The organism is Caldalkalibacillus salinus (assembly GCF_016745835.1).
Classification (GTDB): Bacteria; Bacillota; Bacilli; order Caldalkalibacillales; family JCM-10596; genus Caldalkalibacillus_A; species Caldalkalibacillus_A salinus.
Genome location: NZ_JAERVL010000001.1, coordinates 327,000 through 342,966, shown reverse-complemented (window position 1 = coordinate 342,966; position 15,967 = coordinate 327,000). Strand labels below are relative to the sequence as shown.

Annotated in this window: 12 protein-coding genes; all 12 read right to left on the bottom strand. The window is 43.9% G+C overall.

Annotated elements, in window-relative coordinates; translation table 11 throughout:
* Positions 1-66: 66 nt before the first annotated feature.
* Positions 67-978, bottom strand: a complete 912-nt coding sequence (gene truB / locus JKM87_RS01625; protein ID WP_202077173.1) for a tRNA pseudouridine(55) synthase TruB — start codon at positions 976-978, stop codon at positions 67-69.
* The gene (locus tag JKM87_RS01620) at positions 962-1,963 is read right to left on the bottom strand and encodes a DHH family phosphoesterase (RefSeq protein WP_202077170.1); all 1,002 of its coding nucleotides are present in this window, start codon (positions 1,961-1,963) and stop codon (positions 962-964) included. Before JKM87_RS01620 ends, truB begins: the two co-directional genes overlap by 17 nt.
* Before the next feature lie 13 nt (positions 1,964-1,976).
* Complete coding sequence (gene rbfA / locus JKM87_RS01615; protein ID WP_202077168.1) at positions 1,977-2,327, bottom strand: 30S ribosome-binding factor RbfA; 351 nt, start codon at positions 2,325-2,327, stop codon at positions 1,977-1,979.
* A gap of 75 nt (positions 2,328-2,402) precedes the next feature.
* Positions 2,403-4,694, bottom strand: coding sequence for a translation initiation factor IF-2 (infB, locus tag JKM87_RS01610; protein ID WP_202077166.1), 2,292 nt, complete (start codon positions 4,692-4,694; stop codon positions 2,403-2,405).
* A gap of 17 nt (positions 4,695-4,711) precedes the next feature.
* Positions 4,712-5,017, bottom strand: a complete 306-nt coding sequence (locus tag JKM87_RS01605; protein WP_202077164.1) for a ribosomal L7Ae/L30e/S12e/Gadd45 family protein — start codon at positions 5,015-5,017, stop codon at positions 4,712-4,714.
* A 15-nt stretch (positions 5,018-5,032) separates the two neighbouring features.
* Entirely contained in the window at positions 5,033-5,296 is a 264-nt protein-coding gene (gene rnpM, locus JKM87_RS01600; protein WP_202077162.1) for an RNase P modulator RnpM, read from the bottom strand.
* Positions 5,286-6,557, bottom strand: a complete 1,272-nt coding sequence (nusA, locus tag JKM87_RS01595) for a transcription termination factor NusA (RefSeq protein WP_202077161.1) — start codon at positions 6,555-6,557, stop codon at positions 5,286-5,288. The genes rnpM and nusA overlap by 11 nt, the downstream gene beginning before the upstream one ends.
* Positions 6,558-6,578: 21 nt before the next feature.
* Positions 6,579-7,049, bottom strand: coding sequence for a ribosome maturation factor RimP (gene rimP / locus JKM87_RS01590; protein WP_202077159.1), 471 nt, complete (start codon positions 7,047-7,049; stop codon positions 6,579-6,581).
* A 138-nt stretch (positions 7,050-7,187) separates the two neighbouring features.
* The gene (locus JKM87_RS01585) at positions 7,188-11,483 is read right to left on the bottom strand and encodes a PolC-type DNA polymerase III (protein ID WP_202078016.1); all 4,296 of its coding nucleotides are present in this window, start codon (positions 11,481-11,483) and stop codon (positions 7,188-7,190) included.
* Between the two features lie 114 nt (positions 11,484-11,597).
* The gene (locus JKM87_RS01580) at positions 11,598-13,298 is read right to left on the bottom strand and encodes a proline--tRNA ligase (protein ID WP_202077158.1); all 1,701 of its coding nucleotides are present in this window, start codon (positions 13,296-13,298) and stop codon (positions 11,598-11,600) included.
* A 127-nt stretch (positions 13,299-13,425) separates the two neighbouring features.
* Positions 13,426-14,685 (bottom strand): RIP metalloprotease RseP, encoded by a 1,260-nt coding sequence (gene rseP, locus JKM87_RS01575; protein ID WP_202077156.1) that lies wholly within the window; start codon positions 14,683-14,685, stop codon positions 13,426-13,428.
* Positions 14,686-14,818: 133 nt separating this feature from the next.
* Positions 14,819-15,964 (bottom strand): 1-deoxy-D-xylulose-5-phosphate reductoisomerase, encoded by a 1,146-nt coding sequence (locus JKM87_RS01570; RefSeq protein WP_202077154.1) that lies wholly within the window; start codon positions 15,962-15,964, stop codon positions 14,819-14,821.
* Positions 15,965-15,967: the final 3 nt, after the last annotated feature.

The window sequence follows — 15,967 nt, the reverse complement described above, 5'->3', positions numbered from 1 at the left end:
CCTCACTATCTTCATATAGACGATGACGAATTTGGGGATGTCATCCATACTTTTACTTAAATACTTTTACTTAAATACTTTTTTCGGCTTAATATGTCGAGGTCCAACAGCTTGGCAAACAGCGATAAATCCTTGGTTTTCAACATAAACACGATATAGTTCCCGAGGGGTGACTTGTTCCTCAAGGACGAGGGTTTGTCCATTGATGAGTCGTTGTCCCATCGTCTGATCAACTGTTATTGGTTTTAAATGTTGTAATCCATTGTCTATCGCATGTAAGCTCACTTGCCACTGCTCTTTCGACCACGCCTCAATGTCCTCAAAAGTAACAGCATCATCTAAGGTGAAGGGGCCACTTTTAGTGCGGATTAAATGATTAAGGTGCCCGGGGTAGCCCAGTGAATGTGCGAGATCGACCCCTAAGGTGCGAATATATGTCCCTTTTGAGCAGCGCACCCTTATTTTAAACTTTGGATAAGGGCAAGTTGGATCATAAGCGAGCAGATCAATATCATAAATGCGGACGCGCCTTGACTGACGCTCAACATGCTTACCTTCGCGTGCATATCGATATAAAGGTACACCGTTAACCTTAACGGCTGAGTACATCGGTGGCACCTGATCAATATCGCCTAGAAAACTTTGTAACGCCTGGCGTACCTGCTGCTCTGTTGGTGCTACATCTAAAGGACGATCTTCAATCACGTCTCCGGCTTGATCTTCCGTTTCGGTCGATTGCCCTAATGTGACCTCTGCAATGTACTCTTTATCGTAATCCAACAAATATTCCGCTACACGAGTGGCCTGACCTAAGCATATAGGTAGAACGCCCGTGACGTCCGGATCTAGTGTGCCAGTATGTCCGACCTTCTTCATACCTGCTAGTTTCCTTACACGGTAAATACAATCATGTGAGGTCATGCCACTCGGTTTATTTAAGACGAGTATGCCTTTGAGTGTTTCAGTTTGTTTTGCCATTATCATCACCCAAAGCATCCTGTAACTGGTCTAGTAGTGTTGTTTTGGCATCCTCTAGCGACCCGTTGAACGTGTAACCGGCCGCCTTCGCATGTCCACCGCCACCGTTTTCCTGCGCTATGACAGCAACATCAATATCGCGCTTAGAACGCAGGGAAACTTTAACTTCCCCCTCGGACCACTCTTTTAATAATGCACCTACTTCAACACCCTCAATGTTTTTTGGATAGGATACAAGACCATCAATATCGTCTTTTGTAGCCCCTGTTTCTAGCATATCTTCCTTCGTGACAGTAAAAATGGCGACTCTTTTCCCATTAGCGAAGGTCAGTGAGTTTAAAGCTTTTTTTAATACGTTTAAATGAGAAGGTGAAGTTGTGTCTATGGCTTGCTCTGCCACTTCATTCGGGTCGACGCCAAAGGTTAGCAAGTGAGAGGCCATGTCAAATACCTCTTTTGTCGTATTAGAATGGCGGAATCCACCAGTGTCAGTGAGTAAACCGGTATACAGTGCTGTGGCTAAGGCATGATCAAAAGCGTCTTGGAAATGTTCTTTTATCAGATCATATAAAATTTGCGTTGTTGAAGCCGCTCGAGGCTGTATGAGATTCACATCCCCAAACATCGTATTGGTTGGATGGTGATCTATATTAAGTATATTTGTTTCTTTGGCAAGGTACGCTTGCACGTTCCCCATTCGAGATTCATCTGCTACATCGACAGTAATCACATGTTGAAATGTCTTATTCAATTTGGAAACTGACAAATCTTCAATGGGTTTGTAGCGACTTAGAAAAGCAAAGCGTGAAGGTGTTTCCCCCTCATTTGCTATCGTAACAGATTTACCGAGATGGTGTAGGAGTAATCCCATGGCTACTGTACTCCCTATGGCATCTCCGTCTGGATGAAGATGAGCGAGTACGAGAAAATCATCATGAGAACGAATATAATGGGCAGCTTGTTCTAATTGTATGTCGTAACGCATTTTTAACGTCCTCTCAATCCTCTTTGCGGTTGAGATCGCTGAGTAATTTTTCAATTTTGCTTCCATATTCGATGGATTCATCGAACTTGAATATGAGTTCCGGAGTGTGACGAAGACGGATTCGTCGACCCACTTCTGAACGGATAAACCCAGACGCTTTTTCGATCGCTTCAAGGCTCTCTTCCTTTTGCCCTTCATTCCCTAGTACGGTTAAGTATACTTTCGCTTGCTGCAGATCCCCGGTCACTTCGACGGCTGTCACAGTCACAAACCCGATCCGTGGGTCTTTGAGATCACGTTGAAAAATGGCACTTAATTCTTTCTTCAGTTGTTCTCCGACACGATGTACACGAACATTACTCATGACATTTTCACTCCTTCTTATGGTGAAAAACACCAAGGCTAGCAACCCCACCTTGGTGTTTCGTTCCGTTTACACTTAGCGAGGAACTTCCTCCATCACATAAGCCTCTATGATATCTCCTTCTTTGATATCATTAAAGTTTTCAATCGTAATACCACATTCGTAATTCGTTGCCACTTCTTTGACATCGTCCTTAAATCGTTTGAGGACATCCACTTTTCCTTCGTGGATCACAATACCATCGCGTATGAGGCGGACATGGGAATCTCGAGTGATTTTTCCTTCTGTCACATAAGATCCTGCAATCGTCCCAATTCGAGATACTTTAAAGATTTGGCGGACTTCAACCGATCCGATAACTTTTTCTTGGTATTCTGGGTCAAGGAGTCCTTTCATGGCACTTTCAATCTCATCGATGGCATTATAGATGATTCTATGCAAACGAATGTCGACATTTTCCTGCTCTGCTGTCGTTCTTGCACTTGGTTCAGGTCGAACGTTAAAACCAATGATGATAGCATTGGACGCTGACGCCAAGATGACATCAGATTCACTGATGGCGCCAACTCCTGTATGAATAATCTTAATTTGAGCGCCTTCTACGTCAATCTTTTCAAGTGAGCCTTTTAACGCCTCTACAGATCCTTGTACGTCACCCTTAATGATGATGTTGAGGTCTTTGATGTCCCCTTCTTGTATTTGTTGGAAGAGTTCATCTAGATTCACTCTTTGGTTCGCACCAATATCTTGCTCACGCTGTTTCATCGCCCGTTTTTCACCGATGACACGTGCTTTCTTTTCATCTTCAAAGGTTTTAAAAGGATCGCCTGCTTGAGGGACATCGTGGATACCGGTGATCTCAACAGGTGTAGAAGGTCCTGCCTTCTTAATACGTCTACCTCGATCGTTGACCATGGCACGTATTTTTCCGTACGTATTACCAACGACGATCGGGTCGCTAACGTTTAACGTTCCGCGTTGTACGAGTATCGTAGCAACGGCCCCTTTCCCTTTGTCTAACTCCGCTTCAATTACAGTTCCTTCTGCCAATCGGTTAGGGTTCGCTTTTAGCTCTTGCATTTCAGCCACGAGAATAATCATTTCCATGAGGTCTTCTAGTCCCTCACCTTGCAATGCGGAGACGTTGACGAATATCGTATCTCCTCCCCAATCCTCTGGTACAAGATTTAGTTCGGTCAGCTCTTGCATGACACGATCAGGGTTTGCCTCCGGTTTATCCATTTTGTTAACCGCTACAATAATAGGAACCTCTGCCGCTTGCGCATGCGCTACAGCTTCTTTCGTCTGAGGCATGACGCCATCGTCAGCCGCAACGACGATAATGGCAATATCAGTCACTTGTGCTCCTCTTGCACGCATCGTGGTAAAAGCTGCGTGTCCCGGCGTGTCTAAGAAAGTAATCGGCTTGTTATCGTGCTCTATTTGGTAAGCCCCAATGTGCTGAGTGATACCCCCAGCCTCACTCTCTGTGACCTTCGTTTGACGTATGGCGTCAAGGAGCGTTGTTTTACCATGGTCAACGTGCCCCATAATCGTTACGACGGGTGGTCTTTCCTCTAAAGTAGACGGGTCATCTTCAGTCACTTGCATTTCAAACTGATCCTCATCTACTTCCACTTTTTCTTCTACACTCACCCCGTATTCGTCGGCGATCAGGGCAACTGTATCAAAATCAACCTCTTGGTTAATCGTGGCCATGACACCTAATTTCATAAGTTTTTTAATGAGTTCGGATGGTTCTTTACCTAATTTCTTAGCTAAATCTCCAACCGTAATAGACCCTGATACTGTAATATAATTTGAATTGGAAGCTTCTGTTTCTTGTGTTCGTTGATGTTTGATTTTATTTCTCCTCTTCCTTTTACCAGACGATTGCTTATCGTTATTCACGACATGATCTTTAGGTGTTTGTTTTTTCTTTTTATCCTGAGATGCGTTTTGATTCCTCTGTTGATCTTTGTGTCTGTTTTTATTTTCACTTTGTTTTTTAGTATGATTCTGTTCTTTAGCTTGCTTCTGATGAGATGGCTTCGCCTCATGAGACGCCTTGTTTGCCTGAGACTGATGATTCTTTTTATGAGACTGTGACTTGTTCTGTTGTGATTGCTGTTTTTCAGTCTGTCTCTTTGCTTGTGCTTGCTGAGATATGTCAGAGGATGTTGGTGCGGAAGTCTGACTATTATTTTTGAGATTAGCAATATACTGTTCGACTTCCTTGGTCATGTTTTCATCCATGACACTCATATGATTAGAAACAGAATGACCAAGTCTCTTTAAAATTTCTATGACTTCTTTACTGGCCATGTCTTGTTTTCTGGCGTACTCATAGATTCTTAACTTACTCATACGTTCACCCCCGAAAGTTATTGATTGTCGTACAACTTCATCAATTGCTTGGCAAATCCTACGTCGGTTACTCCAACTACCACTCGTTCTGCCTTCCCAATGGCATTTCCTAACTCCTGTCTACTACTAACAATGATATTATCCACGCCGTAGTACGTTGCCTTGTCTTTGGTTTTTTTTAACGTGTTAGAGGAGGCATCGCCCGCTATACAGATCAACGCGACACGACCGTGTCTAACGGCGTTCAAGACGGGTTCTTCTCCAGATACGAGTTTCCCCGCTCTCATTGCTAAGCCTAGGAGTTGGTAAAATCGAGGATTCACTTATTTTGGACCTCCTCATTGTCCTAACTGTGTTTGTAAGGACGCATAAACATCTTCATCTATATTTGTCTTAAGCGAACGTTCCAACGAACGATTTTTTCTAGCTAGTTGAAAGCATTCATTCGTATGACATATATACGCACCACGTCCGGACGCTTTCCCTGTGGGGTCAAATTTGATCCCAGAATCAGGCGTTCTGACGACACGTATTAATGTCTTTTTGGGTTTCATCTCTTGACAAGCCACACATTTGCGGAGAGGGACTTTTTTATGCTTCATCTTCGTCCTCTACATCTCCTTCTTCTTCTAAAATATCCGTGTCTTCATCAATACTTTCATCAATTGTATCATCATCTGTTTCAGCCGCAGGTTCACTATCTGCATCTTCTGCTTCGACTTGATCTACTGCTTCACTGTCCTCGTCAACGGTTTGTGTTTCATCAACATCAGTCTCTCGTGCATCTTCAGGTGCATCCTCTTCTGGAACGTCATCGAGTAATCCTAGAGCTTCTGCATCACTTTCACTCTTAATGTCAATTTTCCATCCTGTTAATTTCGCTGCTAAACGTGCATTTTGGCCCCGCTTACCTATGGCCAGTGACAACTGATAATCCGGCACGATGACCCGGGTCATTTTCTCCTCTTCGTCGACATCTACACGGACAACTTTTGACGGGCTAAGCGCATTGGCCACATAGACGGTAGGGTCCTCAGACCAGTGTACAATGTCTATTTTCTCACCGTTCAGCTCGTCAACAATGGTTTGTACGCGGGTTCCCCTAGGTCCCACACAAGCACCGACTGGGTCTACGTCCGGGTTAGCTGAGTATACTGCGATTTTAGAGCGATCTCCTGCCTCTCGCGCAGCTGATTTGATTTCTACGATCCCTTCATAGATCTCGGGTACTTCTAATTCAAATAAACGTTTGAGTAGCCCTGGGTGTGTACGAGATAACAGTATTTGAGGGCCCTTTGTTGTCTTTTCTACTTTAGAAATAAAAGCCTTGACACGATCACCATGTTGGAAGCGATCTGTTGGCATCGTTTCGTTTATGGGAAGTAAGCCTTCTGCCTTACCTAAATCGACGTATAGAAAACGTGGGTCTTGCCTCTGTACGATCCCCGTCATGATATCTTCTTCGCGATCGATAAATTCGCTGAAAATAATCCCTCTCTCAGCTTCACGTATGCGTTGCGTGACGACCTGCTTTGCCGTTTGGGCTGCGATACGACCAAAATCTTTTGGTGTGACTTCTAATTCCACGATGTCATCTACTTGATATGTCGGGTCCATCGCATGTGCGGCTTCTAGGCTCATTTCTAGTCTAGGATCGACAACTTCCTCAACGACGTTTTTTCTGGCAAAAACTCTCACAGACCCTGTCTCTCTATTAATATCGACACGTACATTTTGAGCGGAGTTAAAGTTACGTTTGTAACCAGAGATGAGGGCGGCTTCAATCGCTTCAATTAAAACCTCCTTGCTAATCCCTTTTTCTTTCTCCACTGCCGTCAACGCTTCCATAAATTCTATATTCACTTTGTTTCTCCTCCTTTCAAATTAGAACGTCACAGCAAGCCGTGCTTTTGCAATTTTTGCATACGGTATAGAGATCTTTTTTGTTTGTGCTTTTATCTTTATCTCTATGGTGACTGTTTCCCCGTCAAATTCAAGTAATTTTCCCTCAAATTCTTTCTGTCCATCCACAGGCTCATATGTACTAACAGCGATGCTCTGTCCCACAGCTGCATGCATATCTTTTTCCTTTTTCAGCGGACGTTCAGCCCCTGGTGAAGAGACTTCAAGAAAATAGGCTTGCTTAATCGGATCTGTTTCATCTAGTTTTGCGGACAGAGCTTCACTCACTTCACCGCACTCCTCGATGTCAATGCCGCCGTCCTTATCTATATAAACTCTCAAGAACCATTGGTTCCCTTCTTTTTTGAACTCGGTATCAACGAGCTCAAAGCCTCTTTCATTAAGGATAGGGAGCACAAGTTCCTCTACGATATCGGTAACCTTCTTACTCACCAACTTACCTCCTTCTACTATCTATAGCTAAAACGAAAGAGTGGGATATGACCCCACTCTTACACAGAATTGACCGCTATTCTCAGTATTACCAAAAAGATTATATCATAACCCCTTAGAACAAGCAACTTCTCCCCCTTAGAACAGGGAGAGCTGGTTGCTTTCCGGAAGCCCTGTGAGGCATCCTTGTTCATCAAGGTATTCGAGGACCGTTTTTGTCACTTTACTCCGTTGCTGCAGATCTTCCTTACTTAAGAATTCACCCTGTTCTCGGGATTTAGCAATGTTAACGGCCGCATTTGTCCCGACACCAGGGATGGCATTGAACGGTGGGATCAGACTATCACCCTCGACGATAAATCTTGTGGCATCTGAGCGGTACAGATCGACTTTCTGAAAATGATATCCTCTTTCTAGCATCTCTAGACAGAGTTCTAGTACCGTGAGCAAACTCTTCTCCTTGGGAGATGCGTCGTTGCCTTTTTCGTTGATCTCTTCGATTTTCTTCCGAACGGCTGATGCCCCCTTAATCGCCAAGCTGACATCAAAGTCATCCGCACGGACACTGAAATAAGTCGCATAGAACAGGATAGGGTGATGAACTTTGAAGTAAGCAATCCTAACAGCCATGAGAACATAGGCCACCGCGTGTGCCTTAGGGAACATGTACTTGATTTTCTGACAGGAGTCAATGTACCAATCAGGGACATTGTGTTCTTTCATGTACTCTATTTCTTCCGGCTCTACCCCTTTACCTTTTCTCACTTTTTCCATGATTTTAAAGGCGCGCGACGGGTCTAAACCTTTGTGGATCAAGTAAACCATAATATCGTCACGGGTAGAGATCACTTCCGCTAAGACTGCCTTCCCTGCTCGGATCAGTTCTTGTGCATTATTGAGCCACACGTCCGTACCGTGAGATAACCCTGATATTCGAACGAGTTCAGCAAACGTTGTCGGCTTCGTATCTTCAAGCATTTGACGAACGAAGCGTGTGCCGAACTCGGGTATGCCTAGCGAACCTGTCTTGGACATGATTTGTTCAGGCGTCACACCTAGAGCTTCCGTGGAGCTGAATAAGCTCATCACTTCAGGATCGTCAAGGGGTATGTCTTTTGGATCGATGCCTGACAAGTCCTGGAGCATACGAATCACTGTAGGGTCATCGTGACCAAGTATATCAAGCTTAAGCAAATTATCATGGATGGAGTGGAAGTCAAAGTGCGTTGTTCTCCATTCCGAACCTAAATCATCTGCTGGGTACTGAATCGGACAGAAATCGTAAATGTCGTATTCATCAGGCACAACAATAATGCCCCCCGGGTGCTGACCTGTGGTTCTTTTGACTCCCGTACATCCAGAGGCTAGACGTGCAATCTCAGCCTGTTTCATCGCCTGTTGCGTTTCCTCTTCATACTTCTTCACAAAACCAAACGCTGTTTTGTCTGCAACCGTACCAATCGTTCCCGCACGATACACATTGTCTACACCGAATAATTCCTGTGTATATTTGTGAGCCACCGGTTGGTATTCCCCTGAGAAGTTGAGGTCGATATCGGGAACCTTATCACCCTTGAATCCAAGGAATACCTCAAATGGTATATCGTGCCCGTCCTTGACGAGGTCAGCGCCACACTCAGGACAAGATTTATCCGGAAGGTCAAAACCGGAACCGACTGAGCCGTCATTGAAAAATTCGGAGTGATGACACTCATAGCAGACGTAATGCGGTGGAAGAGGATTAACCTCCGTAATATCGGTCATGGTGGCAACGAAGGAAGAACCTACGGATCCACGAGACCCGACAAGGTAACCATCCTCTAGAGACTTGACCACCAGCTTGGCCGAGATGAGATAAATGACAGCAAATCCGTGGCCAATGATACTATTTAATTCTTTCTCTAGCCTCTTTTCAACAATCTCTGGGAGCGGGTCTCCGTAAATACTTTTTGCTTTTGTGTAGCTGATACGACGAATATCTTCGTCAACCCCTTCAATATTTGGGGTATATAATTCATCGGGGATTGGCTTCACTTCTTCGATCTGTTCATGCACATGATGAGTATTGGTAATGACAACCTCTCTCGCTCGTTCTTCTCCTAAAAATTGAAATTCCTGTAGCATATCGTCCGTTGTACGGAAATGCACAGGGGGAAGTTGATCTGGCTTAAGTGGACTCGCCCCTCCTAATGTTGTAATGAGGATACGTCGATAGACGGCATCCCTAGGTTCAAGATAGTGCACGTTGCCAGTCGCCACGACAGGTTTATCTAGCTTTTCCCCTAAATCTAAGATGTTTTTGAGAATCAGTTGTATGTGCGCTCGATCCTTAACCAACTCTCTCGCTAGAAGATGCTCATAGTTGGACACGGGTTGTATTTCTAGATAATCATAAAACTTCGCAATCTCTTCTACTTCTTCAGGCGATTTTTGCATCATGCCCTCAAACACTTCACCCTTATCACAACCTGAGCCAATGATTAGACCTTCTCGATGTTCTTCTAGCAGGCTCCTTGGGATTCTAGGCGTGCGGTGAAAATACTTGACGTGTGAGTAGGAGATTAACTTATAAAGATTTTTCAGCCCCTTTTGGTTTTGGACCAGAATGATACAATGCGATGGACGCAAGCGATGAAAATCGTTCTGACCCTTATGCTCATTGATTTGGTCCATGTGTGTAATGCCACGTTCTGTTGCATCCATGAGCATTTTCCAAAGGAGGTAACCCGTTGCCTCAGCATCATAAACAGCACGGTGATGATTTTCTAACGGGATATCAAATTTTTTACATAATGTGTTCAGACGGTGATTCTTAAACTCAGGATATAGAAAGCGAGCAAACTCTAACGTATCAATGACGGGGTTCTCCAGTTTAATATCTAGCTTTTTATAATTCATGTGTAAGAATCCCATATCGAAACTAGCATTATGGGCGACGAGTGTATGCCCATCTATAAAAGTATGAAAATCCTGAAGGACCTCTTCAATCTCCGGTGCATCTTGAACCATATCATCTGTGATCCCCGTTAACTGAGAGATCATATCTGTAATTGGTTCATGTGGATTAACAAATCTTTCAAACCGTTCTATGATCTCCCCACGGCAAATCTTGACGGCCGCCAGTTCAATAATCTTGTTATACACAGCCGATAAACCTGTTGTTTCCACGTCAAATACGATGTACGTTTCTTCTTTTAACTCCCGATGCTGTGGGTTATAGACCATCGGAACACCGTCATCAACAATATTCGCTTCAACGCCATAAAGCACTTTGATGCCGTGCTTCTTACCTGCGTTATAAGCTTCTGGAAATGCTTGCGCCACGCCATGGTCTGTGATGGCCACAGCGGTATGCCCCCATTTCGCTGCAAGCCCGACGATTTCGGAAGCGGAAGCCACTGCGTCCATCGTGGACATCGTTGTATGAGCGTGGAGTTCTACCCTTTTCTCTTCACAGGTATCTTCTCTCTCTTTCACCGTGACAACATTGACATCATTGGCCATCATCACCAGGTCGCGCATAAACGTGTCCGTCTGTACGCTCCCCTGTACTTTCACCCACATACCTTTCGATAGGGCCTCGAATACAGGAACATCCTCTTTATCCCTGGAGAACATCTTGACGGTAATTGAATCAGTATAGTCTGTGATGGAGAATATTAACAGTGTACGACCGCTGCGGAGCTCTTTTGTCTCTACGTTAAAAATTTGACCTTGTACGCAAATCTTACGCTCTTCCTCCATGATTTGTTGGATCGGTACAGGGTCCGTTTTAATTTTATAACCAATGAGAATATCATTGACGGCCACTTTTTTTGCTTTTTGATTTTGTGCAGGTTTCTCTTCTAACTCTTTTAGAGCTTGTTCCGCTCGATTCTGATCTTCTTTCACCGTCGCTTCCCTGAATTGCTGTACCGCTTGAGCTGATTCTTGAATCTGATAGGCAATCTTCACTTTTGTAGATAAAAACGCTGTTATAAAGCGGTAAAGCTCAGGCTCTAGTTTTTTGCGAAAAATATCCACTTCTATGTCACTTAATAATGATATAGTCAACGTATAATTTTCAATTATGGGTGGTTGTTCTGCCAGTCGCTTGGCTAACCCATTCAAACGTGTCTGATTCCACTCTATGAATAACGGCCAATACTCTTTTATAAAATCATGGACACTTACATCCTTGAATGTAACGTATACTGTAATGCTGGCCAAATGCTCAAAGGTATCTCTGATTCTATTTGACACCCACTCGTATACTTGACGTGGGATCATGTTGGGCACAACTAAATAAAATGCCCAATGTTTGTCTTCCTTGTATACAACGAGCTTGTCTATATAGCCATCTTGTAGATGGTTTGAGACCATATCATGTGGTATATTAGCTTGTTCTACAAGGAGTTGAAATCGTTCATGTTTTGACTTCGCACCCGCGGTCATGATCAGGTTCTCCCTCCCCCTGTCCATTACTTGTACTGTTTTCTAAAACTCTCACTAGTACACATTACCGTTTCGTTCTAGAAAAAAGAAAGATAGGGCGAGTGACCCTATACCCTATCTCCTTTGGTTAATGAATTGATTAATGTTGTTAATAGATATCTCTTCTATGTCACCCGTTTTTCTCGATTTACATTCAACTATACCCTCTTGTGCTTGTTTACCTACGGTGATACGTAAAGGAATCCCCATTAGGTCAGCGTCCTTAAATTTGACCCCTGGTCTTTCTTGACGGTCATCGAATAGCACATCGTAGCCTTGCTCTTGTAGCTGTTGATAGAGTTTTTCACCTAGTTCACGTTGCTCCTCTTTCTTAGGATTAACGGTGATCAGGTGGATATCGAATGGGGCTACAGTTTCAGGCCATATAATCCCGTCTTGATCATGATGTTGTTCGATAATAGCCGCTAATAGACGCGTGACGCCAATCCCATAACAGCCCATAATCATAGGCTTTTCTTTGCCGTTTTCATCTAAGAAGGTCGCGTTCATCGCTTCACTATATTTTGTACCGACTTTAAAGACGTGTCCCACTTCGATTCCTTCTGCAAATTTAATTCGTCCTTCCCCGTCCGGACTTGGATCTCCTTCTACAACATTACGAAGATCATAGTAATCTTCTACAGTAAAATCTCTTTCCGGTTGAGCGTGAAGGTAGTGCTTGTCCTTCTCATTGGCCCCAATCACAGCCCCTTTCATGCCTTTAACACTGTGATCTGCCAATATCTTAACGTTATCTAGTCCATGAGGTCCTAAAAACCCTGGGACTGACCCGAGTTCCTTGACGATACGTTCTTCGGGTAGTAATTCGGCGGTTTCTGCTTTTAAGAGCGCTTTGACTTTCGTATCATTGACCTCGTAGTCTCCTCTAACAAGAACAACGACAAGCTCTCCGTCGACTTCAAAAGCGACCGTTTTGATCATCTGTTTTGGGTCAACTTTTAGTGAGGTCGTTAATTGATCGATAGTCTTGACGCCTGGTGTATCCACAAGTTCAAGCGGTTTTTCTTCTGCAGGTAAGAGTTGTTCATATTCAGTAAATACGACCTCTGCCTTTTCTATATTGGCAGCGTAATCGGACGTATCGCTGTAAGCGATCGTATCTTCCCCTACTTCTGATAAAACCATAAATTCGTGCGTATCCGTTCCGCCGATAGCACCAGAGTCTGCCTCAACTGCTCTAAAATTAAGTCCACATCGTGTAAAAATTCTGGCGTAGGCCTGATACATTTTTTGATAGACTTCATTCAAGCTCGCTTCATCAGCATGCAAGGAGTAGGCATCCTTCATAATAAATTCACGTGACCTTAACACACCAAATCGTGGACGTCGTTCGTCTCTGAATTTTGTTTGAATTTGGTATACACACAGTGGGAATCTCTTGTACGATTTGACCTCGTCGCGGACGAGGCTTGTAATCACTTCTTCATGTGTGGGGCCGAGGGCAAAGTCTCTCTCATGTCTGTCTTTTAGACGCATTAGCTCCGGTCCGTATACGTCCCATCTTCCTGACTCTTGCCATAACTCTGATGGGTGAATAGCGGGTAACAAGAGCTCCTCCGCCCCTGCCCGATTCATTTCTTCACGTATAATCTCTTGTACCTTTCGTAGTACCTTCTGCCCTAATGGTAGGTAGGAGTAGACGCCAGAAGCCACTTGCCTTAGTAAGCCTGCTCTTAACATCAGTTGATGGCTCACAACTTCTGCGTCATTCGGTACTTCACGAAGTGTAGGTGAAAAAGAATGCTGCTGACGCATCATGATAACCCCTTTCAATATCGAACGTCTCCAGTTTTCACGAGGAGCACTCATCTATTTTATGATTTATTTACAGTACTGAATGGTCGGTTTCAAAACCTGGTGTTGCACTTTCATGACTGAGTCACTAGTTTGTGAACAAGCGTTGTATATCGTTCCATGTTACAACCAGTATCAAAAGCATTAATAGTGCGAAACTGATAAAGGTGACAATCCCCTCTTTATGTGGGTCAATAGGACGGCCACGAATGCCTTCAACCACTAAGAAAACGAGTCTACCGCCATCCAATGCTGGTATGGGAAGTAGGTTTAGTATACCGATATTAATACTCAAAATAGCGGTCCAGTGAAATAGGTACGATAGTCCTTCCTGTGCAGCTTCCCCTGTTAACTGGAAGATCCCTACAGGACCCGCTAAAGCGTCTAAACCAAACACACCTGTGACGAGTAAACGAATCCCCTCAAAAACGATCTTAGCGTAATCCCATACGACATTAAGCGCGTATTGGAACGAACCTAATACATCTTGTTCATGCGCGATTCTTACACCTATAAAACCGGCAACTTCTCCAGTCTGATTTTCTCTTGCGTCAGGTGTGATCGTTAACTGATGTTGCTGTCCTCCCCTATGTACCTCAAAGTTCAATGGGGTTTCAGGATTGGCGACGACAATTTCAACCATACTCTGCCAACTGTCAACGGGTTGATCATCCACTTCGGTCACTCTATCTCCAGGTTGAAGCCCAGCTTCACGTGCTGGCGAATCTTCTGTCACTTCGCCTATGACTGCTTCCTCCACTGGTACGCCAGCCACTAATACTAAACTTAGTATAAGTACAAATGCGAGTACGAAGTTGGCCAAGGGACCAGCAAATAAAGTGGCTGCTCTTTTACGTAATGATTTGCTGCCAAACTGCCGATCCTTTGGTGCGATTTGGGTCTCTTGACGCTGGTGAACCATCATAGCTTGAGGGTGTATGTCATAACGCTTCAGTTCATCTTCGTGATCGTAGCCTTCAACCACAAGCTCGTCTTCCATATCTATTTTACGGACATTAATGATCTTCGCTTCAGGATATTGTGCCTTTTGATCTAAAACAATTTTTTCAACTTGTTTTTCGGCGTTCAGTACCACACCGATGTCATGGCCCGTTTTGACTTCAATAATCTCAGGGTCCTCGCCAGCCATGCGAACATATCCCCCTAAGGGTAGGATACGAATGGTATATACCGTTTCCCCACGCTTAAAGGCGAAAAGTTTAGGGCCAAATCCGATTGCAAATTCACGACAAAGTATTCCTGAGCGCTTGGCAATAATGAGATGTCCTAGTTCATGGACAAAGATAATTAAGCCGAAGACGATGATGACTTGTAATGCTACTAACATGGGCTCCACCTTCTTTCTACAAGTTGGGAACATTTAAGGTTAATTTTCAGTTTACTCATTTTTGCATCCATAATCAATCGGATGGAGAATACGAGCGTGTAAATAAAGAACACGGTCATGCCAAGGATAAATGTCATAATGAAACCGATTTTGCCAACTGTCTAGCCCATAAATCTGTTTCTTCTATCTCCATTAAATTTGGAGACCGTATATTGTCGTGTCTTTCTAAAACTTGTTCAATCACGCGTTCAATGTCTAGAAAAGTAATATCACCTTGCAAAAATCTTTGTACAGCTATTTCGTTTGCAGCATTTAGGACCGTTGGCATACTGCCTCCCATTTTACCCGCATCGAATGCCATCTTCAAACAAGGGTATCTGTCAAAATCCATTTCCCTAAAATGCAATTTCCCAAGGGCGGCAAGGTCTAGCTTGGTACTATTGAGAGAAAGTCGTTCCGGATATGACAGCGCGTATTGGATGGGTACTTTCATATCAGGAGTCCCAAGTTGTGCCATAACCGCTTGATCCTTAAACCTAACCATCGAATGAATAATACTTTCATCATGTAGTAGCACACTTAAATCCTCATAAGGTGTGTCAAAAAGCCAATGTGCTTCTATGATTTCTAATCCCTTATTCATCATTGTTGCCGAATCGATAGTTATCTTAGCCCCCATAGACCAATTGGGGTGGTTTAGGGCATCCCGTACAGTCACATGTTGTAGTTCAGCTCGCGACTTGTCCCTAAAACTCCCGCCTGAAGCTGTTAGGATTATCTCATCAACACCTGCCCGATGCTCCCCTTGTAGACATTGGTAAATAGCAGAATGCTCACTATCAACGGGGAGGATCTTTGTGCCATGTTGCTTGATCTGTTCCATGACTAAATGCCCACCAGAAACCAACGTTTCTTTGTTTGCTAAGGCGATGGTTTTACCCGCTTCTATAGCCGCAAGTGTTGGTTTCAATCCCATACTACCGACCACTGCTGTAACGACAACATCGACTGCTTCAATGGTCGCGACCTCAATTAAGCCTGCTATACCATAGTATAGTTTGACGTGTTGTGGAATATGAGGACGAAGTTCATCAGCAATGTCTTTCGTTGCCACTGACACAAGTTGTGGTTGAAATTCGTTAACCTGTTCTATGATAAGCGATTGATTCGTCCCTGCCGCTATCGCTTCCACTTTGTACATCGTAGCATGTGACCGGACGACCTCTAATGTTTGTGTCCCTACTGATCCAGTAGACCCTAAGATGGCGATATGCTTCATAAT